Source organism: Sphingopyxis sp. SE2, from assembly GCF_032227185.1.
In the GTDB taxonomy this organism is placed as follows: Bacteria; Pseudomonadota; Alphaproteobacteria; order Sphingomonadales; family Sphingomonadaceae; genus Sphingopyxis.
Genome location: NZ_JAPMXW010000001.1, coordinates 1,174,183 through 1,197,916, shown reverse-complemented (window position 1 = coordinate 1,197,916; position 23,734 = coordinate 1,174,183). Strand labels below are relative to the sequence as shown.

The window sequence follows — 23,734 nt, the reverse complement described above, 5'->3', positions numbered from 1 at the left end:
AACGTCACTCCATCTCCAGAATCACCGCGTCGACCGCGAGGCTGTCGCCCTGCGCCGCGTTGACGGTCTTCACCACCCCCGCCTTTTCAGCGCGTAGGATATTCTCCATCTTCATCGCCTCGACCGTCGCGAGCGGCTGGCCGGCCTCAACCTTGTCGCCCTCGCCCACATGCAGCGCGACGAGCAGGCCCGGCATCGGACAGATCAGGAATTTCGACAGGTCGGGCGGGATCTTCTCAATCATATGGCTCGCGAGCGGAGCGACATGCCACGGCAGCACGCGCACATCGTGGATGCGTCCGCGCGTCGTCATGCGCCAGCCGGTGCGCGTTTTCGCGACCTTTACCGCGAGTTCGGTTTCGTCGATCTCGGCGACCACCAGCCGGTCGCCCGGCGTATATTCGAGCGCGATGTCGATCCGGTCGCCTTCGACCTTGATATGCTTTTCACCCACCTTGACCTTGTGCGAGGCGCCGTCGATCGACACCTGCCACTTCGCGGGCGGGTCGAGCCGGTCGCCGAGCTGGCCGTCGGTGCGCCGCGCGCGATCGGCCTCGGCGCTCGCCATGAAGCCCGCGATCGCCGCGAGTGCGCGGGTGACCTCTTCACCCGCATCGGCGCCGTGAAAACCCTCGGGATATTCCTCGGCGATGAACCCCGTCGTGAGTTCGCCCGAGCGGAAGCGTGGATGCTGCATGATCGCCGAGACGAAATCGATATTGTGCCCGAGCCCTTCGAGCTCGAAGCGGTCGAGCGCCGCGATCTGCAGGTCGGCCGCCTCGTCGCGCGTTTCGCCCCAGGTGACGAGTTTGGCGATCATCGGGTCGTAGAAGATCGACACCTCGCCGCCCTCCTCGACCCCCGCATCGACGCGCACGCCGTTGACGCCGCGTTCGTCGCCTTCCCACGCCGGAACGGGGGTGCGATAGCGCACCAGCCGCCCGGTCGAGGGCAGGAAGCCGCGATACGGATCCTCGGCATAAACGCGGTTCTCGATCGCCCAGCCGTCGATCTTCACATCGTCCTGCGTCAACTCGAGCTTCTCGCCCGCCGCGACGCGGATCATCTGCTCGACGAGATCGATGCCTGTGATCGCCTCGGTCACCGGATGCTCGACCTGCAGGCGCGTGTTCATTTCGAGGAAGTAGAAGCTCTCACCCGTCGGATCGGCGCCCGACACGATCAGCTCGACCGTGCCGGCGCTGTAATATCCGACCGCCTTGGCGAGTGCGACGCATTGCTCGCCCATCGCCTTGCGCATTTCGGGCGAGACGAAAGGCGACGGCGCCTCCTCGACGACCTTTTGATGCCGCCGCTGGATGCTGCACTCGCGCTCGTTCAAATAGAGCGTGTTGCCGTGCTGATCGCCGAGAATCTGGATCTCGATATGGCGCGGGTTGAGGATGAATTTCTCGATGAAGACGCGGTCGTCGCCGAAGCTGTTCAGCCCCTCGCGCTTGACGCTCTCGAAGCCCTCGCGGACCTCCTTCTCGTCATAGGCAAGCCGCATGCCCTTGCCGCCCCCGCCGGCGGATGCTTTCATCATTACCGGATAGCCGATCTCGTTCGAGATCTCGACCGCATGTTCGGTGTCGCGGATCTCGCCGACGAAGCCGGGGACGACGTTGACGCCCGCTTCCTTGGCGAGCTTCTTCGACTCGATCTTGTCGCCCATCGCGGCGATGGCATTCACCGGCGGGCCGATGAAGGCGATATTTTCCTTGGCCAGCGCCTCGGCGAAGCTGGTGCGTTCGGACAGGAAGCCATAGCCCGGATGCACCGCCTCGGCGCCCGTTTGCTTGCACGCCGCGATGATCTTGTCGGCGATCAGATAGGATTCGGACGCGGGCGACGGCCCGATATGCACGGCCTCGTCGGCCATTTGCACGAAAGGCGCGCGCGCGTCGGCGTCCGAATAGACGGCAACGGTCGCGATACCCATGCGGCGCGCGGTCTTGATGACGCGGCAGGCAATTTCGCCGCGATTGGCGATCAGGATTTTCTTGAACATCTGTCTCAATATTCCTCGAGCAAATCTTGGAGTTGCTTGGTGCGCGCTTCCGTCAACTGGGTCTGGCACCCGCTGATGACCATCGGCTCGGCCGACCCGCCGCGCATCGTGTAGCCTTCGCTGGCGCAATGCTGATCGCGATAGGTCAGCCACGCGCGCTGCGCGGCGAGGAGCGTATCGAAATAGCCGGGGCGGTTGTCCTGCGAGCGGTCGAAATCGGCGTCGATTTCCTTCATGTGCGCGGCCGTCACCTTCCACTGCGCGTTCATCGCAGCGTCGGCGCGTTCATATTCCTTGTAGGCGCAGGCGTTGAGTTCGAACTGCGCCATCGCATTGTCGCAATCGATCTCGGGATCCTGCGCGGCCGCCGCCAGCGCCAAAAGGGTTGCAAGGATCATTCCGCCGCCTCCATCTGCGCACGCATCGGCTCTTCGCTTTCCATCGGGCGGAGGCCTAGCTTCGCGAACAGCGCGGCGTCGGCATTGTCGCCCGCGTTCGCGGTGGTAAGCAGCTTGTCGCCGGTGAAGATGCTGTTCGCGCCCGCCATGAAGCAGAGCGCCTGCGTCGCTTCAGACATGCTCTCACGCCCTGCAGACAGGCGCACCATCGATTTCGGCATGGTGATGCGCGCGACCGCGATGGTGCGGACGAATTCGATATCATCGATCTTCGCCAGCGGGGTGTCGGCGAGCATGTCGCCGAGCACGGTGCCCTTCACCGGCACCAGCGCATTGACCGGCACGCTTTCGGGATGGCGTTCGAGGGTCGCGAGCGCGTGGATGAAGCCGACGCGGTCGGCGCGCGTCTCGCCGAGCCCGACGATGCCGCCCGAGCAGACGTTGATCCCGGCATTGCGGACTTCCTCCAGCGTATCAAGCCGGTCCTGAAACGTCCGCGTTGAGATGATATTCTCGTAATTCTCGGGGGAAGTGTCGATATTGTGATTATAATAATCGAGCCCGGCGACCGCGAGCGTCTGCGCCTGTTCCTTCGTCAGCATGCCCAGCGTCATGCAGGTTTCCATGCCCATCGCGCGCACGCCTTCGACCATCTCGACGATCGCGGGCATATCGCGGTCCTTGGGGTTGCGCCATGCGGCGCCCATGCAGAAGCGCTTCGACCCGGCATCCTTCGCCTGCGCGGCCGCCTGCAGCACAGCGCGCACGTCCATCAGCTTCGTGGCCTTGAGCCCGCTGTCGGCGCTCTTCGACTGCGAACAATAGCCGCAATCTTCTACGCACCCGCCGGTCTTGATGCTGAGCAGCGTGCAAAGCTGCACCTCGCCGCGCGCGTGATGGCGGCGGTGAACGCCCTGCGCTTCCCACATCAATTCGTCGAACGGCAGGTCGAACAGCTCGGCGATTTCTTCGCGCGTCCAGTCGGTGCGCGGCTGGTTATCCTGTTCGGCAGTTTTGGAGAGATTCATGATCGTCGACCCTTTGATGTTATTTGCAGAAGCGCTCGATCGCGGCGCCGTAAAATTCGATCGTCGGCGTTTCGCCGAACATGTCCTGATAATTGCCGTCCGCCCAAGGTCGGCGGTCGCCATAGCTGATCGTCACCTGTCGTGCGTCTTCGGAAGCGCCATATTCGCCGACGCTATAGAAGATGAAGTCGATATCGGCCTCGGGATCGTCGCAGTTGATCCGGACCAGCCCCTTGTTCACAAATTTGTCGCTCGTCTCGAAATAGATGTCGCGCCACGCGCCGTCGGCCTTTTCAAGGCGGCCGTACCAATCGGTGAAATAGACATCGTCGATTTGTTGCCGGTAGATCAACTCGACCGCGACATCCTTGCGAAACTCGCTCGGACGGCTTGCAGGTTCGGCATCTACCGAAGCTGCCGACAAAGCAGCGATCAACAGGCCGAGCGAACCGATCACGCGGCATCCTCCAGCGGGGGCATGTTGTGGCCGAGCAGGCGTAGCACGTCGGCGGCGCATTCGACGACGTTGCTGCCGGGGCCGTAAATGCCCTGCACGCCCGCGTCGCGGAGATATTGATAATCCTGCGGCGGAATGACGCCGCCCGCGATGACCTTGATGTCGCTGCGGCCCGCCTCTTTCAGCTTGCCGATCAATTCGGGGATCAGCGTCTTGTGCCCCGCGGCGAGGCTCGACGCGCCGACGACGTCGACGCCGCTATCGAGCGCGAGCACGACGGTCTCTTCGGGAGTCTGAAACAGCGGCCCCGACACGACGTCGAAACCCATGTCGCCGAACGCCGAGGCGATGACATTGGCGCCGCGATCGTGCCCGTCCTGCCCCATCTTGGCGACGAGCAATTTGGGTTTGCGGCCCATTCGGCGTTCGACCGCCTTCACGCCGTCGAGCACCTGCTGCCAGCGGTCGTCGCCCTCGTAAGGCGCGGCGTAGACACCTTTCACCGGGGTCGGCTGTGTGCCGTAGCGCTCGAAGCTTTCTTCCATCGCCGACGAGATTTCGCCAAGCGTCGCGCGGGCGCGCGCGGCGTCGACCGCATGGGCAAGCAAATTGGTCTCGATCGACTGCGGCGCCGCGGCCGCTTTGCGCAGCGCGTCGAGCGCCGCCTGACACGCCGCTTCGTCGCGGCTCGCCTTGACCCGGTTGATCCGTACGACCTGCGCCTCGCGGACCTTGCTATTGTCGACCTCGAGCGTTTCGAGCAGGTCTTCGTCCTTCAGCCGATATTTGTTGACGCCGACGATCACATCGTCGCCGCGGTCGACGCGCGCCTGACGGGCGGCGGCGGCGGTCTCGATCATCGCCTTGGGCCAGCCCGCCGCGACGGCCTTCGCCATGCCGCCTTCCTTCTCGACGCGCTCGATGATCTCCCACGCCTTGTCGACCAGCTCCTGCGTCAGCGCCTCGACATAATAGGAGCCGCCGAGCGGGTCGACGACCTTGGTCATCCCGGTCTCTTCCTGGATGACGATCTGGGTGTTGCGCGCGATGCGGGCGGAGAAGTCGGTCGGCAGTGCGATCGCCTCGTCGAGCGCGTTGGTGTGCAGCGACTGCGTCCCGCCGAGCATCGCCGCCATCGCCTCGATCGTCGTGCGCATCACATTGTTATAGGGGTCCTGCTCGGTGAGCGAGACGCCCGACGTCTGGCAATGGGTGCGCAACATCTTCGACCGCTCGTCCTTGGCGCCGAGGTTGGTCATCACGCGGTGCCACAGCACCCGCGCGGCGCGCAGCTTCGCGATTTCCATGAAGAAGTTCATGCCGATTGCGAAGAAGAAGGACAGGCGCCCCGCGAACTTGTCGATGTCCAGCCCCGATGCGACGCCATAGCGCACATACTCGGCGCCGTCGGCGATGGTGAAAGCGAGTTCCTGCACCTGCGTCGCGCCGGCTTCCTGCATATGATAGCCGGAGATCGAGATGCTGTTGAACTTGGGCATCTCGCGGCTGGTGTAACCGAAAATGTCCGAAATGATCCGCATGCTCGGCTCGGGCGGATAGATATAGGTGTTGCGGACCATGAACTCCTTCAGGATGTCGTTCTGGATCGTCCCGTCGAGCAATTTGCGCTCGACCCCCTGCTCCTCGCCCGCGACGATAAAGAAGGCGAGGATCGGGATCACCGCGCCGTTCATCGTCATCGACACCGACATCTGGTCGAGCGGGATGCCGTCGAACAGGATCTTCATATCCTCGACGCTGTCGATCGCGACCCCTGCCTTGCCGACGTCGCCGACGACGCGCGGATGGTCGCTGTCATAGCCGCGGTGGGTCGCGAGGTCGAAAGCGACGCTGAGGCCCTTCTGCCCCGCGGCGAGGTTGCGGCGGTAAAAGGCGTTCGATTCTTCGGCGGTCGAGAAGCCCGCATATTGCCGGATCGTCCACGGCCGCCCCGCATACATCGACGCGCGCACGCCGCGCGTGAAGGGCGCGAACCCGGGCAGGCCGGGGTCGGCGGTCACGTCCTCGGCCGTGTAGAGCGGCTTGACGTAGATCCCCTCGGGGGTCGCCCAGGTCAGGTCCTTGCCCTTCACTTCCTTGTCGGCGGCGGCGGCCCATTGGTCGAGGGTCGGTTTATCGGTCATATGCAGTCCTAATCCCAAACCCCCTCTCCCCTTGTGGGAGAGGGATGCGAAGACTTGCCAGCTTGCTGGCCAGTCGTAGCTGGGAGAGGGGTCGCGAGCCGCAGGCTCGCCAACCAACCCCTCTCCAAATTCCGGTAGGGGACAAGTCCCCAACCTTCACTTTGCCTCTCCCGCAGGGGGAGAGGAGAACAGTCAGTGATCGCCCTTCGGCGTCTCCATAATCTCGGTCAGCACCCCGCCCATATCCTTGGGGTGGAGGAAGAAGATCAAGGTCCCGTGCGCGCCGATCCGCGGCTCGCCAAGCACGCGCTTGCCTTGTCCCTCGAACTCGGCCTTGGCGGCATGAATGTCGGGCACTTCATAACATAGATGATGCTGTCCGCCCGCCGGGTTCTTTTCGAGGAAGCCCGTGATCGAAGTGTTGCCGGGCAATGGCTCGACCAGCTCGATCTGCGTGCCGTTCGGCGCGCCATCGGCGCCGGGCGTATCGACGAAACACACCTTCACCCCCTGTTCGGGCAGGTCGAACGGTTCGTGAATGTGGGTTGCTCCCATCACATCGCGGTAAAAGATGATGCTTTCGGCGATCGACGGCGTCGCGACGCCGATATGGTTGAGGCGGCCCAGTTTCATTCCATTCTCCTCAGCAACCCGGAACCTGGTCCTTGCCGACCGGTTCATATTTGCCGTTATTCAGAACATATTGCTGTTTGAAGGACCGCGTGCCGGTGTAGGCGACGGTAAAGCTCTTGTCGGGCGCGGCCGCTGCGATCCGGCCTTCATATTCCTGTTCGGTCTGGCCGATTCCGGCGCCCGAACTCATCCCGTCGGTAAAGCCGCCACGGTCGACCGGCCCGTCGGGCGTCAACTCGGTCACAACGGCCGATCCGATCGCGCAGCCCTGCCACACGCCGCCGCCCGCGGTGATCAGATAGGGATTGCGCCCGAGGAGGTTCGTAAAGGCCCAGCTCGTCGCGGCGTTGCCTACCGTGCCGGTGGCGCCGATCCCGATCCATTCGCCCTGCTTGACCCAGCCCGCAGCGCTCGACTTCAGATAATGGACCGCGTTCAGTCCCCCTTCGCTGTGCCCCGCATCGTCGAGCGATCCCGCGCTCAACAGCACGCCGACATTATTCGGCAGCAGGTGGATAGCGACCGGGCGGAAACGATAGGCCCGTTCGTCGATCGTCCGCGCGGCCTCCGCCCCGGCGCCTTTGGGAAGCCCGAAGGCGGTGCGGAACGCCAGATCGATCGTCGGGTCCTCGTCGCTGCCGAGCGTGATCGGAAAGGCTTCCTTCTCCGCATCGACCGGCGTGTCGGGGTCGAACGCCAATGCTGCCGGCGATACGAGCGCCGACAGGACGACAGCAGCGGCAAGAACGGATTTACGCATCTCGATACCTCATCTGATAGCCAAACATCGCGGTCGCGTTTCCGGGCCGCAGTTCCTAACTATCTCATCCACAGCGAAATTTTAGTGCCTGTTGTCACAGCGGGATATTATCGTGCTTCTTCCACGGGTTTTCGAGGTGCTTGTTCCGCAGCTTGCGCAGCCCCAGCGCGATCCGCTTGCGCGTGTTGTGCGGGTGGATGACCTCGTCGATATAGCCGCGCGATGCCGCGACGAACGGGTTCGCGAAACGGTCCTCATATTCCTTGGTGCGCTCGGCGATCTTTTCGGGGTCGCCGATGTCGCTGCGGAAGATGATCTCGACCGCGCCCTTTGCGCCCATCACCGCGATTTCCGCGGTCGGCCAGGCATAGTTCAGATCGCCGCGCAGGTGCTTCGACGCCATCACGTCGTACGCGCCGCCATAAGCCTTGCGTGTGATCACCGTGATCTTGGGCACCGTCGCCTCGGCATAGGCGAAGAGCAGCTTCGCGCCATGCTTGATGATGCCGTTATATTCCTGCGCGGTGCCGGGCAGAAATCCGGGGACGTCGACGAAGGTGATGATCGGAATCTCGAACGCGTCGCAGAAGCGCACGAAGCGCGCCGCCTTCTTCGACGAATTGATGTCGAGGACGCCCGCGAGCACCATCGGCTGGTTCGCGACGATGCCCATCGTGCGCCCCTCGATGCGGCCGAAACCGCAGATGATGTTCGCGGCATGCGCCGGCTGCACCTCGAAGAAGTCGCCCTCGTCAACGGTTTTGCGGATCAGCTCGTGCATATCGTACGGCTGGTTCGCGTTGGGCGGGATCAGCGTGTCGAGGCTGGCTTCGGCACGGTCATAAGGATCGCTCGTCGGGCGCACCGGCACGCCGCTGCGGTTGTTCTCGGGCAGATAGTCGAAGAAATCGCGCGCCGCGAGCAGCGCCTCGATGTCATTCTCGAACGCGAGGTCGGCGACCGAGCTTTTCGTCGTGTGGGTAATGGCGCCGCCAAGCTCCTCCTGCGTCACCACCTCGTTGGTCACCGTTTTCACGACGTCGGGACCGGTGACGAACATGTAGCTCGAATCCTTCACCATGAAGATGAAGTCGGTCATCGCGGGGCTGTAGACCGCGCCGCCGGCACAGGGGCCCATGATCAGCGAAATCTGCGGAACGACGCCCGACGCCAGCACATTGCGCTGGAACACCTCGGCATAGCCGCCCAATGACGCGACACCCTCCTGGATGCGCGCGCCGCCGCTGTCGTTGAGGCCGATGACGGGCGCGCCGACCTTCATCGCATTGTCCATCACCTTCATGATCTTTTCGGCGTGGCGCTCCGATAGCGAGCCGCCGAAGACGGTGAAATCCTGGCTGAAGACATAGACGAGGCGGCCGTTGATCGTACCGCTGCCGGTGACGACGCCGTCGCCGGGCACCTTCTGATCCTGCATTCCGAAATCGGTGCAATTATGCTCGACATAGGTGTCGAGCTCCTCGAACGAGCCTTCGTCGAGCAGCACGTCGAGCCGCTCGCGCGCGGTCAGCTTGCCCTTGGCGTGCTGCGCGTCGATGCGCTTCTGACCGCCCCCAAGGGCTGCGGCGGCGCGGCGGCGTTCCATTTCGGCGATATTGGCGGACAAAGCGGCTCTCCATCAAAATTCGAAAGCGTCGTCTGCCCGCTTCGCATCGCGGAGGCAAATGTGAATTTGCAAAATTGCGAAGTTCGATTTTGCAAAATTTGTTGCGCGCGTATAGGCTCCTCATCCGTTGGGACAGCGTCGAGACGCAATCGATTACGTCTCAAATCGATTGCGTCTCGGCAATCCGCCGAAAAACTCGATGAAGGAATGCGATGGCTCGGCAACGCATTTTTGCCGGAACCCGGCTGAAGCAGTTACGCGTCGAGCGCGGCACGATGCAGGCTGCTTTTGCGCAGCAGCTTGGTATTTCGACCTCCTATCTCAGCCAGATCGAGCACGACGACCGCCCGCTGACCCCCGCGCTTCTCGAACGATTGCAACGCCTGTTCCCGCTCGAATGGGAGGAGGTCGCGGCCGATGCCGGCGATCGCCGGGCGGGTGCGCTGCGCGAAGCCGCCGCCGATCCTCTGTTCGCTTCGGCGCCGCTGCCGCCCGAGCAACTCGAACGCGCGGCGCTCCAGCAACCGCAACTCGCCGACCAGTTCGTCGCACTCCACGCCGCCTATCGCCGCGCGGGGCAGCGGCTGCAGATCATCGACGAGGCGCTGACCGGCGGCACCGCCGAAGGCAGCCGTCTGCCGTGGGAGGAGGTGCGCGACTGGTTCCACGATGCCGGCAATTATGTCGACAGCATCGACCGCGCAGCTGAGGCACTCGCGGGGCAATTGCGCGGCAAGGCGCCTTCGCCCGCGATCGAGACGATCGAGCGGCGGCTTCGCGACACGCTCGGCATTTCGATCGTCTATCAGCAGAGCCAGGTGCTGCGCGATTTCGACGCAACGATGAGGCACCTCGTCATCGACCCGTCGCAGCCTGCCGAAACCCGCCGCTTCCAACTTGCGCACCAGCTTGCCGCGCTCGCGCTCGCGAAGGAAATCGCCGCGGTGGTCGAAGCTTCGCCGCTGCGCACAGCCGCCGCGCGCCAATTGCTCCATGTCGGCCTCGCCAACTATGCCGCGGGCGCGGTGCTGATGCCCTATGCGCCCTTTCGCGCCAGCGCCCGCGCGGTACGGCACGACATCGACCGGCTGCGGCTGGAATATGGCGTCAGCTTCGAGCAGGCGTGCCACCGCCTCTCGACGCTCCAGCGTCCCGGTGCGCGCGGCATTCCGATGTTCTTCTGCCGCGTCGACATGGCGGGCAACATCACCAAGCGGCACAGCGCGACGCGCCTCCAGTTCGCGCGCTTTGGCGGCGCCTGTCCGCTGTGGATCGTCCACGAGGCCGCGGCGATCCCCGACCGCATATTGTTCCAGCTCGCCGAGACCCCCGACGGGCTGCGCTATGTGTCGATGGCGAAGGGCCTCGTGAAACCCTCGGGCAGCTATGCGCGCAGCCCCCGGCGCTACGCCGTCGCGCTCGGGTGCGAGGCGCAATATGCCGGTGATTTCGTCTATGCCGACGGAGTCGACGTCGCGGCACCGCAGGCCGCGACGCGCATCGGCCCGTCGTGCCGCATCTGTCCGCGCGACGATTGCGACCAGCGCGCCTTCCCGCCGAGCGACCGCCCGATCCTTGTCGATCCCGACCGGCGCGACGTTGTGCCCTACCGGATCGGCTAGCTATAGCCCGCCAAGACGGGGATCGAGGCTATTTCAGCAGCACCAGCTCCTCGGCCATGCTGGGGTGCAGCGCGACGGTGGCGTCGAAATCGGTCTTGGTGAGCCCCGCCTTCACCGCGATCGCCGCCGCTTGCAGGATTTCGGGGGCGTCGGGGCCGATCATGTGGAGGCCGACAACCTGATCGGTCGCGGCGTTGACGATCATCTTGTAGAGCGCGCGCTCGTTGCGCCCCGCGAGGACATTTTTCATCGCGCGAAAATCGCTGGTGTAGACGCGGATCGAGCCGAGCTTGTTGCGCGCCTCGGCCTCGGTCATCCCGACGGCACCGATCGGCGGGTGGCTGAACACCGCGCTCGGAACATTGCTATAGTCGACCACCGTCGGCTTTTCGCCGTAGAAGGTGTCCGAAAAGGCCTGCCCCTCGCGGATCGCCACGGGCGTAAGCTGGATGCGGTCGGTGACGTCGCCGACCGCGAAGATGCTCGGCACCGAAGACTGGTTGCGCTCGTCGACCTTGATCGCACCCTTTTTGTCGAGTTCGACCCCGACCTCTTCGAGCCCCAGCCCCTTGGTGTTCGGGGTGCGCCCGGTCGCCATCAGCACTGCATCAGCGTCGATCGCATCGCAGCCTTCGAGATGGACCGTGAGCGTCCCGTCATCCTTCTTCTCGATCGACTGGAACGGCGCGTTGAACTTGAAATCGATGCCCTTGGTCATCGAAATCTGGAGCAGCCGGTCGCGGATCTGCTCGTCATAGCCACGCAGGATCGTGTCGCCGCGATTGACGATCGTCACCTTGCTGCCGAATTCATTGAAGATGCCGGCAAACTCGTTGGCGATATAGCCGCCGCCCGCGATCACCACGCGTTTCGGCAGCCTTTCTAGATGGAAGACCTCGTTCGAGGTGATCGCATATTCGCTGCCTGGAAATTCGGGAACGTGCGGCCAGCCGCCGGTCGCAATCAGAATGCGCTCGGCGGTGAGTTCGGTTCCGTCGGCAAGGCGTATCTTCTGCGGGCCGGCGACCGTCGCACGCGTCTTGAGCACGGTGACCTTGTGGTTGTCGAGCGTCTGGCCATAGAGGCCCTCCAGCCGGTCGACTTCGGCGAGCACATTGTCGCGCAGCACCGGCCAGTCGAACTTGCAGTCGGGCACATCCCAGCCGAATTTGCGCGCGTCCTTCAGATCCTCGGCGAAATGGGCGCCGAAAACGAGCAACTTCTTGGGCACGCAGCCGCGGATGACGCAGGTGCCGCCGACCCGATACTCCTCCGCCACCGCGACGCGCGCGCCGTGCGAGGCCGCGATGCGCGAAGCGCGGACGCCGCCCGAACCGGCGCCGATAACGAAGAGATCATAGTCGAAATCGCTCATGAATTACCCCTGAATTGGACATGCAGGCATTCGCGCCCGGCGCCTATGTGGTTACACGGGCGCGGCTTGCCAATCGAAATTTGCACTCAGAGTCAGCGACGAGGCCTTCAGTCGCCGAGCGCCGCCTGCATCAGCGCCTGCGTCGCGGCGTCGAACTCGACCGTGCCTTCGGCGAGGCCTTTCGCCATCTCCTTGCCCAGCTCGACCCCGAACTGGTCGAACGGGTTGATGCCGAGCAGCACGGCGTTGGCGAAGACGCGATGCTCGTAGAAAGCAATCAACGCGCCGAGGCTGCGCGGCGTCACCTGATCGAGCAGGATCGTCGTTGATGGGCGATCGCCCGGATAGTTGCGCGCGCCATCCTCGCTCGCGCGCCCGGTCATCAGTGCGGCGCCCTGCGCGATGCAGTTGGCGACGAGCGTTTCGTGATGCGCATCGTCGAGCAGGTGATCGGGCTCGCGCGCGACGACGAATTCGACCGGGGTCAGATGCGTTCCCTGATGAAGCAGCTGGAACACCGCATGCTGCGCATCGGTGCCGACCCCGCCCCAGGTGATCGGCGCGGTCTGCTGCGCCACCGCCTGTCCTTCGAAAGTCACCGACTTGCCGTTCGATTCCATTTCGAGCTGTTGCAGATAGGAAGGCAGAAGCCGCAGCCGCTCGTCATAGGCGAACACCGCGCGCGTTTGGCAGCCCAGGCGATTGGCGTAAACCTGGTCGGCGAAGGCCGCGAGCAGGCAGATATTGTCGGCGCCGTCGGCGAGGCGGAAATGGCGGTCCATCTCGGCGGCGCCTTCGAGCAGGTCGGCAAAGGCGTCCCAGCCCAGTGCGAGCGCCGCGGGAAAGCCGATCGACGACCAGAGCGAATAGCGGCCGCCGACGGTTTCGCTGAACGGCAGAATGCGCGTTTCGTCGATCCCCCACTCCATCGCGCGCTCGGGCTTGGCGGTCAGCGCGATGAAACGGCCGACCGGATCTTCGACGCCCGCCTCGTCGAGCCATTGCAGCGCCGAATTGGCGTTGAGCAAGGTTTCGGTGGTGGTGAAGGTCTTCGATGCGACCGCGACCAGCGTATGCTCGGGGCTGAATTTGGCGAAGACTTCGTCGAGCGCGGCGCCGTCGACGTTCGACACCACCGCGACGTCATATCGGTCGCTATGACGGCCGAGCGCGTCGACGAGCAGGTCGGGGCCGAGCGCCGATCCGCCGATGCCGATGTGGAGCAGGTGCCGGATCTCGCCGAACGCCCCCGCTTCGATCGCGTCGATCATCATCCGCATCCGCTGATGCAGCGCCTGCGCGACATGCACCGATTCCGGCGCGCCGTCGCCGCGTTCGGCGCTATGTTCCGCCGCCCGGTCCTCGGTTGGATTGGCGATGCCGCCCGAAAAGAGCGTCTTGCGCCGCCCCGCGAAATCCTGTGCTTCGGCAAGACCCGACAGGATCGCGAGAGCCGCTCCGTCGAGATGCGTCTTGGCGAAATCGAAGCGGATGTCGGCGACATTGCGCACCAGCACCTGGAGCCGTGCTTCGGGATCGGCCGCGACCAGATCGGTGAGCTTTTGCGGCTGCCAGTCGGAAAGAGCCTGCCAGGCGTCGGATGCGGTCGTCATCGTCTAATATCCTCGAAGGGGGAGTGAATCACGACCTTTCTCTAGGCCCGCCGCCCGCGCGGCGCCAGTGGCGTCCGCCGATATTCGCTTGACGTGGCAACCTATTCATCGCCAATGCCGCAGCATGACCAATGCCAGCTTTACCGCCGATGTGACGCCCCCGACGGGCCCCACGCCGCCTGCTCCGACTCCCGCTCCGGTATCCGCCAAGGAAGAGGCGGTCGATACCGTCCGCTTCCTCGCGCTGCTCGCGATCGCGGTGCTGATTTTCCGCAGCTTTTTCCTGTCGCCCTTCAACATTCCGTCGGAATCGATGCAGCCGCGGCTGCTCATCGGCGACTATCTGCTCGTCAACAAAATGGCCTATGGCTATTCGAAGTTCAGCCTGCCGTTCAGCGCGCCGCTGATCCCGGGCCGCATTTTCCCGCGCACGCCCGAGCGCGGCGACGTCGTCGTGTTCAAGGCGCCGCCGGTCAACGACAATGACTATATCAAGCGCGTGATCGGCCTGCCGGGCGACAGCGTGCAGGTGAAGGGCGGCATCGTCTGGCTCAACGGCAAGCCGCTGAAGCGCGAAGCCATGCCCGACTTCGTCATCCCGGTGACGCCGAACATGATCGAAGCATCGCGCGCGACGGGCACCCTGCCCTGCTATGCGCCCGAGTTCGAGGAAGTCGCCGCCGACGGGACGCGCCAGTGCCGTTACAAGCAGTTCAGGGAAATGCTGCCCAGCGGCAAGAGCTATGCGATCCTCGACATCACGACGATCGCCGAGGACAATACGCCGCTCGTCGTCGTGCCCGAGGGGCATATGTTCCTGATGGGCGACAACCGCGACCGCAGCGCCGACAGCCGTTTCCCCGCGATGGAAAATCAGGGCATCGGCCTTGTTCCCGAAGAAAATCTCGTCGGCCACGCGCTCGTCGGCATGTTCTCGACCGACGGTTCGGCGAGCTGGATCAACCCGATCAGCTGGTTCACCGCCGCGCGCTGGGGCCGCATCGGGGACGGTTTTTGAGCGATACGCTGGACACCGGGGCGCTCGCCGACATTATCGGCTGCACCCCGGACGATGTCGCGCTCTACGACCTTGCGCTGACGCACGGCAGCACCGGGCGCGCCGATTATCAGCGGCTCGAATTCCTGGGCGACCGCGTGCTCGGGCTCGTCATCGCATCGGAGCTTTACACGCGCTTTCCCACGGCAAGCGAGGGCGAGATGTCGTCGCGGCTGCATGTGCTCGCATCGGGGGCGACCTGCGCCGCGATCGCGCAGCGGCTCGACCTGACTGCGCTGATCCGTTTCGGCGCGCAGGCGCGCAATGACGGCGGCCGCTACAGCGACAATATCGCCGCCGACGCGATCGAGGCGCTGATCGGCGCGCTCTATCTCGACAAGGGAGCCGACACCGCCCGGCAGTTCATCCTGACCCATTGGAACGAGATGATCGACGGGCAGCAGGCGGCGCCCAAGCACCCCAAGGCCGCGCTCCAGGAATGGGCGCTCGCCCGCAAGCGCCGCCCGCCCGAATATGAAATCGTCTCGCGCGAAGGCCCCGACCATGCGCCGCGCTTCCGCGTTGCGGTGAGCGTCGGCAAGCTCGCGCGCGCCGAGGCCGAGGGCGCGAGCAAACAGGCGGCCGAAAAGGCCGCGGCGGCAGCCCTGCTCGCCGAACTCGAAGGAATGAAAGAATGATCCAGCATTGCGGTTTCGTCGCCGTCGTCGGCGCGCCCAACGCGGGCAAGTCGACCCTCGTCAACGCGCTCGTCGGCCAGAAGGTCGCGATCGTCAGCCCGAAGGCGCAGACGACGCGCACGCGGCTGATGGGCGTCGCGATGGAGGGCGAAACGCAGATCATCCTGATCGACACGCCCGGCATCTTTGCCCCGACGCGCCGGCTCGACCGCGCGATGGTCGCCGCAGCCTGGGGCAGCCTCGAGGAAGCCGAGGCGATCCTCGTGATGATCGACGCCGCGGCGAAACTGACGGGCCGCGTCGAGCGCGTGCTCGAGGGCATCGCGAACCGGCCCGAGAAGAAATATCTGATCCTGAACAAGGTCGACCTCACCAAGAAGGACAAGCTGCTCACGATCGCGACCGAACTCAATACCAAGGCCCCCTTCGACGAAACCTTCTTCATTTCGGCGAGCAGCGGCGACGGCGTCGCAGAACTCAAGGCGCATCTCGCGAAGCTGATGCCCGAGGGGCCGTGGCATTTCCCCGAGGACGAGGTCAGCGACGCGCCCGAACGCATGCTCGCTGCCGAAATCACGCGAGAGCAGCTCTATCGCCAGCTCCACGAGGAACTGCCCTACCAGTCGACGGTCGAGACCGAGCTGTTCAAGACGCGTCCCGACGGCAGCGCCGAAATCCACCAGCAGATCTTCGTCGCCCGCGACAACCAGCGCGCGATCGTGCTCGGCAAGGGCGGTGCGCGCATCAAGGAAATCGGCGCGCGCGCGCGGGCCGAGCTGGCCGAGTTGATGGGCCGCAAGGTCCACCTGTTCCTGCACGTCAAGGTCAAGGAAAACTGGGACGAGGACCGCAGCATCTATCGCGACATGGGGCTCGACTGGGTCGACTGAACGACAGCAACGAGGGGCTAAAGATGATCAAACCCGTTTCCATCATATTTTTCGACCGTCTGTTTCTGGGGTCGCTGATACTCAGCGTACTGAATTTCCTGTTCGCGTGGAACGACGTATCGGAGAAACTCGCGAGCATGCCCGAGTTTGCGGCGATGGGCTTTGGATCGGGCTTCATTATCGGCACGTTCGCCGTCGGCATGATCATCAACCTGATCATCTGGTATTTCATCTCGGTGCGGGCGAGCAAGATCGCCAAATGGATATTGGTGGTATTTTTCGCGATCGGGCTGTTGTCGATGCTGAGCAATCTCAGCAATCCGCTTGGCCCCCAAGGCCTCTCGCTGGGCATAGCGATCATCATCACCGCCATTCAGGGTGCCGCAGTCTACATGCTGTTCCGTCCCGATGCCGCCGCGTGGTTCAATCGCACGCCGCCGATCGACCCAGAGACCTTCCGCTAAAAGCCGGACTATTGGTTCGCAGATCGGGGAATTCTCGGAAAGCGGGCCGCAAGTCATATTAGCCTATCTGCAGCAGCATTGATTTCACGCGTCGCTATCCGTGTACGACGCCCTTGGGGGAAGCCTTTGTGATGGCATCGTTCTACGACCTCATCGTTCCGACCTTCCTCCAGACCACAAGAGCCGTTGAGGGCTTTCTCGACCGTGCGGCGCGGCACTGCGCTGAAACCGGCCGCGATCCGGACGATTTCGTGGGAGCCCGGCTGTACGAAGACATGGCCCCCTTCCATTTTCAGATCGAGGCGTTGAGGAACCATGCCGTATGGGGGCTTGAGGCCGCCAAGACCGGCGTATTCGCTCCGCCGCCGCTGGTCGGCGCGATGCCTTTCGCCGACCTGCAAGTTATGATCGGTCAGGCCGTAACGGCCTTGGAGGCGTTTTCTCCGGACGAAGTCAACGGCTGGCTTGGCAAGAAACTGGACATTGAAATCTTTCAGCCGCTCGACGTGGACAATGCCACAACTTCGGACTGGGGTCCCCGGACACTGGCCTTCACGCCGGAGACTTTCCTTCTCTCCTACTCGCTGCCAAACTTCTATTTTCATGCGGTGACCGCATACAACATCCTGCGCACCCGCGGCGTGCCGCTCGGAAAATACCATTATCAGGGCCAGTTACGCGCCAAGCCGGCGACGCGGGTTTAAGGGCCTAGATCCGCCGGCAGTCATTTGGCGGAGAATTGCCGTCGAAGCGCGCGGTGATCCAGCCGATCGTCTCTTGCGTGCTGTCCTTGGCGCTCGCGCCATGATCGCCGGTCATGTCGATCCAGCGGGTCGGCGTTCCGCGCTTGCAGACCGCTTTGGCGAACTTGCGGGTGACCGCGGGCGCAACGATCATATCCTTGCTGCTTTGTGCGATCAGCAGCGGCCCCGGCACGCGCGCCGGATCGACGCTGTTGGCGCGCGCGAAAGAGCCGAAGGGTTCGATCTTGCCGATATCCTTGTTCTTCGTAGTACGCGCGACGGTAAGGATGCCAAGGATCGTGCCGAGCTTCGGCTTCTTGTTGAACGCAACACAATTATTCTGCGCCAGCCGGTTGATGATCCCCTGATTGGTGCGATTGGTGACGCCGTCCATCGAATAGCCGTAGAGCGTCGACCAACTGTGCAGCGCGAAAGAGAGGAGCAGCGCGCGCGCATTTTTGTCGCCGCCTTCGCGCAGGTTGGCAGCGAGATCGGTCGGCGGCGCTGCGGCTGCGGTCGCGACGAGCGTCAGGTCGGGCGCGTAGGAACGGGCCAACACGGCCGTCCACAGCGCGGCGTGCCCGCCCTGCGATTCGCCCCACACGGCGAAGCTGCTTCCAGCGGCGGTACCCGGAATCTCCCTCGCCGCCCGCACCGCATCGAGTACCGCATTCGCGGTATCGGGGCCGACCAGAAACGGGTGCATCGCCGGGCTGGCGAGGCCGATATAGTCGGGTGCGACAACGACATAGCCCGACCGAACCGCGTTCATTCCCGCCGAATATTGAAAGAAATTGGGACTGAGCGACGGCGCGCATTTCTCGGCGACGCCCCACGCACCATGAGTCCATGCGATCACGCGGCGCGGACGCGGCGGAATCGCTTCCATCGGCGCGGCGACGATGCCCGTCACGGCGAAGCGCTGACCGCTGCCATTGGTGGTCCAATATTGCACGCGCCAGGCTTGTGTGCCGGGAGGCGTATCGGTCATTGGTTGTGCGGAAATGAGGTAGCGCGTCGGCTGGGCCGACACGGGTAGCGCGAGCAGCGATAAAAGGGCGAGCACGACAGCGAAAACGTGGCGCATGGGCAAGTCTCCCCGATGCGCCTCCCTTATCACGGCAAAACAAGATCGTCATCCCGGCGAAGGCCGGGATCTCGCCGTAACGCTATGAAGCGATGGTGAGATCCCGGCCTTCGCCGGGATGACGGCTATTCCTTGGTTGCGGCCTTCTTCGCCGGAGCCTTCTTCGCCGGAGCCTTCTTTGCCGCTGGCTTCTTCGCCGCCGCCTTTTTCTTGGGCGCCGCCTTCTTCTTGCCCTTTGCCGGCCCCTTTGCCGCGCGCGCGTCGATCAGCGCGACCGCCTCGTCGGCGGTCAGCGTCGCCGGGTCGGCGGTCTTGGGCAGCGTCGCGTTGGTCGTGCCGTCGGTGACATAGGGACCGAAGCGCCCCTCCATCAGCTTCATTTCGCCGCCGCTCGTGGGGTGCGGGCCGAAGGTTTGGAGCGGCTCGGCCTTCGCACGCCCGCGCCCGCCGCCGTTCGCTGCCTCGGCGATGCGGACGACTGCGGCGTTCATGCCGATGTCGAAAATCTCGGCGGTGCCCGTCAGCTTGGCATATTTGCCGTCGTGGAGCAGATAGGGGCCATATCGCCCCAGCCCCGCCATGATGACCTTGCCGCTTTCGGGATGCACGCCGACCTCGCGCGGCAGGCTCAGCAGCCGCAGCGCATAATCGAGGTCAAAATCCTCGCCGGGAATATCCTTCGGGATCGACGACCGCTTCGCTTCCTTGCCGTCTCCGAGCTGGATATAGGGGCCGAACCGCCCGCTGCGCTTCGTCACTTCCAGCCCGCTTTCGGGATCGGTGCCCAGCGTCTCCGGCCCCGTGTCGGCGCCGTCGCTGCCGCCGGGCTGCGCAAACTTGCGCGTAAACTTGCAGTCGGGATAGTTGCTGCACGCGATGAACGGCCCGAACTTGCCGCCGCGCAGCGCGAGCCGCCCGGTGCCGCAATTGGGGCACAGGCGCGGATCGCTGCCGTCGCCCTTGTCGGGGAAGAGATAGGGGCCGAGGAATTCGTCGAGCGCCGCGGTGATCTCCGACGGCTTCTGCTCCATCACCTCGCCCGTGCGCGGCTTGAAATCGCGCCAGAAGCGTTCGAGCACCGCCTGCCATTGCGCGCGGCCGCCCGACACGTCGTCGAGCTCTTCCTCGAGCCCGGCGGTGAAGTCGTAGCCGACATAGCGTTCGAAGAAGCGTTCGAGGAAAGCCGTGAGCAGCCGCCCGCTCTCCTCGGGGATGAAGCGGTTCTTCTCTACGCTCACATAGTCGCGGTCCTTGAGCACCTGCAGGATCGAAGCATAGGTCGACGGGCGCCCGATGCCGAGCTCTTCCATCTTCTTGACGAGGCTTGCTTCCGAATAGCGCGGCGGCGGCTGCGTCTCGTGGCTTTCGACCTCGACGCCGGTCTTCGCGGGCGCGTCACCTTTGGTCATCGCGGGCAGCAGGCGGGCGTCGTCGTCGTCCGCACTGTCATCGCGGCCTTCGTCATAGAGCGCGAGGAAGCCGGGGAACTTGACGACCTGCCCCGTCGCGCGCATCACGGTCTTGCCGGTGCCGTCGGAAAGGTCGACGCTGGTGCGTTCGAGCCGCGCCGACGCCATCTGGCTCGCGAGCGCGCGCTTCCAGATCAGCTCGTAAAGCCGCGCATGATCGCCGCTTCCCGCCTTGTCCTTCGAAAAGTCGGTCGGACGGATCGCCTCGTGCGCTTCCTGCGCATTTTTCGCCTTGGTCTGATATTGGCGTGGCTGGTCGGGGACATAGCCGCCGTCATAGCGCGTCGCGATAGCTTTCCGCGCGGCGCTGATCGCGCTGCCGTCCATCTGGACGCCGTCGGTACGCATATAGGTGATCGCGCCATCCTCGTAGAGCGCCTGCGCGATGCGCATCGTGTGGCTCGCCGAGAAGCCGAGCTTGCGCGCCGCCTCCTGCTGCAGCGTCGAGGTGGTGAAAGGCGGCGGCGGGTTGCGCGTCAGCGGCTTGGTTTCGACCGCATCGACGGTGAAATGGCCCGCCTCCACATCGGCCTCGGCGGCGCGCGCGTCGCTCTCGTTTGTGATCGAGAGGCGCTCGATCTTGTCGCCGCGCCAGCGCGAAAGCCGCGCCTTGAACGGCGTCCCGCCCATTTCGAACAGGCCCGTCACCGACCAATATTGCTGCGCGACAAAGGCCTCGATCTCGCGCTCGCGCTCGACCACGAGGCGCAGCGCGACCGATTGGACGCGCCCCGCCGATTTGGCGCCGGGCAACTTGCGCCACAGCACCGGCGAGAGGGTGAAACCGACGAGATAGTCGAGCGCACGGCGGGCGCGATAGGCGTCGATCAGATCGTCGTCGAGCGCACGCGGATGCGCCATCGCGTCGGTCACCGCCTGCTTGGTGATCGCGTTGAAGGTCACGCGGTCGACCGAGGCGGGGAGCGCTTTCTTCGCGCGCAGCAACTCCTGCACATGCCAGCTGATCGCCTCGCCCTCGCGATCGGGGTCGGTCGCGAGGATCAGGCGGTCGGCGCCTTTGGCGGCATCCTGGATTTCCTTCAGCCGCTTCGCCTTGTCGGGGTAAAGCTGCCACTGCATCGCGAAGCCGTCGTCGGGATCGACCGACCCGTCCTTGGGCGGCAGATCACGAACATGGCCATAGCTGGCCAGCACCTTGAAATCACGGCCGAGATATTTCTCGATCGTTTTCGCCTTTGCGGGCGATTCCACAATTACCAATTGCATGAAAAACCTTAGTCCTGAGATGCCTCTTACGTACGTACGCGTGAGGGTGGCGCCGTATGCGGCAGCGTCAACCGAAAATTTCGGCTGCGCCCGATTGCCGCCTGCCAAGCGCTATATAGAATGTAGCGGCTGCCACCACACCGAACAACCAGCCAGCTTGCGAGAAGGTGTTGGACAAAAGCATCCATCCCCATTGAGCCGCCACGTTCGGCGTTTCGACGAAAAGTCCCCCGGCAATCGGTGCCAGTTGCCAGGCGAAGGCAACGACCACAATCGTCGAGCAACTCAACCACGTGTTTTCGGTACGCTCCCAGCTTTGGGAAAGCGCATCGGATACCGACATATCTTCGGCGAGCAGGATCGGCACGGCGAGAAACCACCGTCCCGCGAGATATACACCCGGAAGAATCAGCAGCACCAGGCCCAAGCCAATCCCCAGCCCGGACAGCAATCCAACGCCGAACATCGATCCGATGCGTAGTTTCCATGGCCGAACGGGCGCGATGCCGGCACCATCGAGAATGGACAGCGTCGCCCACGCCTGAATAATCAGGTTCGCGAACAGAAAACCGATCTGATAGGCGAGCGCGAGGTCGGAATACCAGGTAGCGACCACGTCATAACCGACGCCGGTCGCGATCAATATCCCGAACAGGACGGCAAAATTCAATGTATCGACGTGCATCCGTTCGAAGGCCTCGCGCGCGACCGGCGCGACCATACTGACGTCGAATTGCATTGCCGAACTCCCCGTGCCCTGTGACGCACAGGTGGCGCGCGCCTTCCCTGCCCGTCAAGAGGCTAATCGGCGCGTGTTGCGGCTGCGATCATTCATTGATTCCGCCATTTGAAGTCCGCCGGCAGGATGCACTTGCCGGCGTCATATTTGCCGACGCTGCGGATGACTTCCTTGTCGTCGGGTTCGATCCGGCGGCCGCTGATCTGGCTGTCGATCACGCGGCGGACGAGCGCGTCGAGCCGGGTCACCAGATAACAGTCGATCGCCGGCGGCGCGTGCGGATTGCCGACGCCGCTGTCGTCGGTCAGGAACAGGTAGCGCGACTGCGTCGCCGCCGCCATCGCGCGCATCGCATATTCGGCCTTGTCGGCGACGCCCGACGCGGCGACCGGGGTGATGTGGATACGCTTGGCGCGCGCCGCCTCGGCGGCGATCCAAGTGCGGCCGAACTTGTCGTCGTGCGGCGGCGCGTCGGCCACGAGCAGCAGCGACTTTACGGCGTCGGGACGCCAATCCTGCCCCACCGCCCGGATCAATGCCTGATCCATCGCCTCGGGATAATCGCCGCCGCCGTTCGCCTGTTGCTGCGCGAGCGCCCCCTGCACGCGTCCGATGTCGCGGTCGAAGGCGATCGTGCGCGTGACATACTCGTCGCCGAGATCACGGTAGAAAACGAAGCCGATGCGGATATCGAGATTGCGGTGCTTCGCGGTGATCGCGCCGATGATCGAGCGGAGTTCGGCCTGCAGGTAATTGATCTCGTCGCCCATGCTGCCCGTCGTGTCGATGACCAGCATCAGGTCGAGCTTGGTCGCCTTCGTCGCGGCCTGGCTGGCGGTCAGCCCGACGGTCTGGCCGCCGTGCGCGTCGGCGACGAGCACGGGCCGTGCATCGGCGATCGTACGGCCGCCCTTGCGCGCCGCGACGGTGATCCGTTCGCTCAGCCGGTCGAGGCCCGGGAAGAACACCGCGCTGCCGTCCGCCTGCGTCGCCATGGTGATGCTGTTGCCGTCGGAACAGGTCACGACGACATCGGCGAAGGGGATCGGCTGGCCGCTGCGGTCGTTGACTTTCACCGTCACCACGCGGGTCGTGTCGACGCGCGGCAGCGCCCGCACCTCCTGCCCCAGATCGCCGCTACGGTTCACATAGGCGGCATAAAGTTCGGGATTGAGCAGGTCGTCATGCTCGCCCGCGGTCAATATGCCCGATTGCGGCTGAGGCTGCGGGCGCGGCGGGCGCGGCGGATGGGGCGGCACGATGGTCGGGCTGGTCCGCGCATAGTCGCTCGACGAAGCGGCGGGCGGCGCCGGTGCCGACACGTCGTCCGCGCCGCGCTCGGCGCTCGATCCGGTGACCACAACCGCCTCGGCGCTATCGTCCGAACGCGCCTCGGGCGCATAGACGGGGGACGGCGGCGGGGGCGGAGGAGGAGGTGGTGGCGGCGGCGGCGGTGCCATCGGCATCGCTTCGTCGCGCGAGTCGCGGCCGCCCTCGGTCTTGTAGTCCGCGTTCGATTGCTGCTGCGGCCGCGTCTCGGGATCGAGCCGCGGCAAGGGATCGGCGGTGCGGCAAAAGCCCTGCTGGCTGCCGGGCGCCTGCGCGTGGGCGGTGGCGATCGGCATAGGCGCCGGCACCGATGCCAGGATGGCGAACATCGTAACGCCGGTCAGATATCGGCTACGCATCATCAATCTCCCCGCATGTGATACAATATCATCAGCCTGTCGCTCGGCCGCTGAACCGTGGCTG

General features: G+C 64.4%; 20 protein-coding genes. 6 read left to right on the top strand and 14 right to left on the bottom strand.

Translation table 11 applies throughout. The features are described from left to right. Positions 1-4 precede the first annotated feature (4 nt). From OVY29_RS05615 to OVY29_RS05580, 8 genes are all read right to left on the bottom strand, one after another. On the bottom strand, positions 5-2,011 hold the full coding sequence (locus OVY29_RS05615; protein WP_037555770.1) for an acetyl/propionyl/methylcrotonyl-CoA carboxylase subunit alpha: 2,007 nt from the start codon (positions 2,009-2,011) through the stop codon (positions 5-7). Positions 2,012-2,016: 5 nt separating this feature from the next. After that, positions 2,017-2,409 carry a lysozyme inhibitor LprI family protein gene (locus OVY29_RS05610; RefSeq protein ID WP_313911101.1) on the bottom strand — a complete coding sequence of 131 codons (393 nt, stop codon included), beginning with the start codon at positions 2,407-2,409 and terminating at the stop codon, positions 2,017-2,019. Next, positions 2,406-3,437 carry a biotin synthase BioB gene (gene bioB, locus OVY29_RS05605; RefSeq protein ID WP_037555768.1) on the bottom strand — a complete coding sequence of 344 codons (1,032 nt, stop codon included), beginning with the start codon at positions 3,435-3,437 and terminating at the stop codon, positions 2,406-2,408. Before bioB ends, OVY29_RS05610 begins: the two co-directional genes overlap by 4 nt. A 19-nt stretch (positions 3,438-3,456) precedes the next feature. Next, positions 3,457-3,894, bottom strand: coding sequence for a hypothetical protein (locus OVY29_RS05600; protein ID WP_037555766.1), 438 nt, complete (start codon positions 3,892-3,894; stop codon positions 3,457-3,459). Continuing rightward, positions 3,891-6,038 (bottom strand): methylmalonyl-CoA mutase, encoded by a 2,148-nt coding sequence (scpA, locus tag OVY29_RS05595; RefSeq protein ID WP_037555765.1) that lies wholly within the window; start codon positions 6,036-6,038, stop codon positions 3,891-3,893. Before scpA ends, OVY29_RS05600 begins: the two co-directional genes overlap by 4 nt. 192 nt (positions 6,039-6,230) lie before the next feature. Next, on the bottom strand, positions 6,231-6,671 hold the full coding sequence (mce, locus tag OVY29_RS05590) for a methylmalonyl-CoA epimerase (RefSeq protein ID WP_037555763.1): 441 nt from the start codon (positions 6,669-6,671) through the stop codon (positions 6,231-6,233). A 10-nt stretch (positions 6,672-6,681) separates the two neighbouring features. After that, positions 6,682-7,431 carry a hypothetical protein gene (locus tag OVY29_RS05585; protein ID WP_037555762.1) on the bottom strand — a complete coding sequence of 250 codons (750 nt, stop codon included), beginning with the start codon at positions 7,429-7,431 and terminating at the stop codon, positions 6,682-6,684. A 94-nt stretch (positions 7,432-7,525) separates the two neighbouring features. After that, positions 7,526-9,058 (bottom strand): acyl-CoA carboxylase subunit beta, encoded by a 1,533-nt coding sequence (locus tag OVY29_RS05580; protein ID WP_313911100.1) that lies wholly within the window; start codon positions 9,056-9,058, stop codon positions 7,526-7,528. Positions 9,059-9,270: 212 nt separating this feature from the next. Here OVY29_RS05580 and OVY29_RS05575 point away from each other — a divergent pair, with 212 nt between their 5' ends. Further along, positions 9,271-10,680, top strand: a complete 1,410-nt coding sequence (locus OVY29_RS05575; protein ID WP_037555760.1) for a short-chain fatty acyl-CoA regulator family protein — start codon at positions 9,271-9,273, stop codon at positions 10,678-10,680. Positions 10,681-10,708: 28 nt separating this feature from the next. Here OVY29_RS05575 and gor read toward each other — a convergent pair whose 3' ends face one another. Both gor and pgi read right to left on the bottom strand, forming a co-directional pair. Then, positions 10,709-12,055 carry a glutathione-disulfide reductase gene (gene gor, locus OVY29_RS05570; protein WP_037555759.1) on the bottom strand — a complete coding sequence of 449 codons (1,347 nt, stop codon included), beginning with the start codon at positions 12,053-12,055 and terminating at the stop codon, positions 10,709-10,711. Between the two features lie 107 nt (positions 12,056-12,162). Further along, on the bottom strand, positions 12,163-13,668 hold the full coding sequence (gene pgi, locus OVY29_RS05565) for a glucose-6-phosphate isomerase (RefSeq protein ID WP_037555758.1): 1,506 nt from the start codon (positions 13,666-13,668) through the stop codon (positions 12,163-12,165). A 124-nt stretch (positions 13,669-13,792) separates the two neighbouring features. Here pgi and lepB point away from each other — a divergent pair, with 124 nt between their 5' ends. The 5 genes from lepB to OVY29_RS05540 all read left to right on the top strand — a co-directional run bounded on the left by lepB (position 13,793) and on the right by OVY29_RS05540 (position 17,421). Further along, the gene (lepB, locus tag OVY29_RS05560) at positions 13,793-14,686 is read left to right on the top strand and encodes a signal peptidase I (RefSeq protein WP_037555757.1); all 894 of its coding nucleotides are present in this window, start codon (positions 13,793-13,795) and stop codon (positions 14,684-14,686) included. Beyond that, positions 14,683-15,363, top strand: a complete 681-nt coding sequence (rnc, locus tag OVY29_RS05555; RefSeq protein ID WP_313911099.1) for a ribonuclease III — start codon at positions 14,683-14,685, stop codon at positions 15,361-15,363. Before lepB ends, rnc begins: the two co-directional genes overlap by 4 nt. Next, positions 15,360-16,253, top strand: a complete 894-nt coding sequence (era, locus tag OVY29_RS05550; protein WP_037555754.1) for a GTPase Era — start codon at positions 15,360-15,362, stop codon at positions 16,251-16,253. The genes rnc and era overlap by 4 nt, the downstream gene beginning before the upstream one ends. Positions 16,254-16,276: 23 nt before the next feature. After that, complete coding sequence (locus OVY29_RS05545) at positions 16,277-16,717, top strand: hypothetical protein (RefSeq protein WP_037555753.1); 441 nt, start codon at positions 16,277-16,279, stop codon at positions 16,715-16,717. Between the two features lie 131 nt (positions 16,718-16,848). Further along, positions 16,849-17,421, top strand: a complete 573-nt coding sequence (locus OVY29_RS05540; protein WP_037555751.1) for a DUF1993 family protein — start codon at positions 16,849-16,851, stop codon at positions 17,419-17,421. A gap of 4 nt (positions 17,422-17,425) precedes the next feature. Here the strand turns inward: OVY29_RS05540 and OVY29_RS05535 are convergent, their stop codons facing one another. The 4 genes from OVY29_RS05535 to OVY29_RS05520 form a co-directional block, all read right to left on the bottom strand. Then, a complete protein-coding gene (locus OVY29_RS05535; RefSeq protein ID WP_052182281.1) occupies positions 17,426-18,547 on the bottom strand; it encodes a lipase family protein in 1,122 nt (373 codons plus the stop codon). A gap of 125 nt (positions 18,548-18,672) precedes the next feature. Beyond that, positions 18,673-21,243, bottom strand: a complete 2,571-nt coding sequence (topA, locus tag OVY29_RS05530) for a type I DNA topoisomerase (RefSeq protein ID WP_037555750.1) — start codon at positions 21,241-21,243, stop codon at positions 18,673-18,675. A gap of 67 nt (positions 21,244-21,310) precedes the next feature. Further along, positions 21,311-21,982, bottom strand: coding sequence for a hypothetical protein (locus OVY29_RS05525; protein ID WP_037555749.1), 672 nt, complete (start codon positions 21,980-21,982; stop codon positions 21,311-21,313). A gap of 92 nt (positions 21,983-22,074) precedes the next feature. After that, positions 22,075-23,673, bottom strand: a complete 1,599-nt coding sequence (locus OVY29_RS05520; protein ID WP_235211530.1) for a vWA domain-containing protein — start codon at positions 23,671-23,673, stop codon at positions 22,075-22,077. Positions 23,674-23,734: the final 61 nt, after the last annotated feature.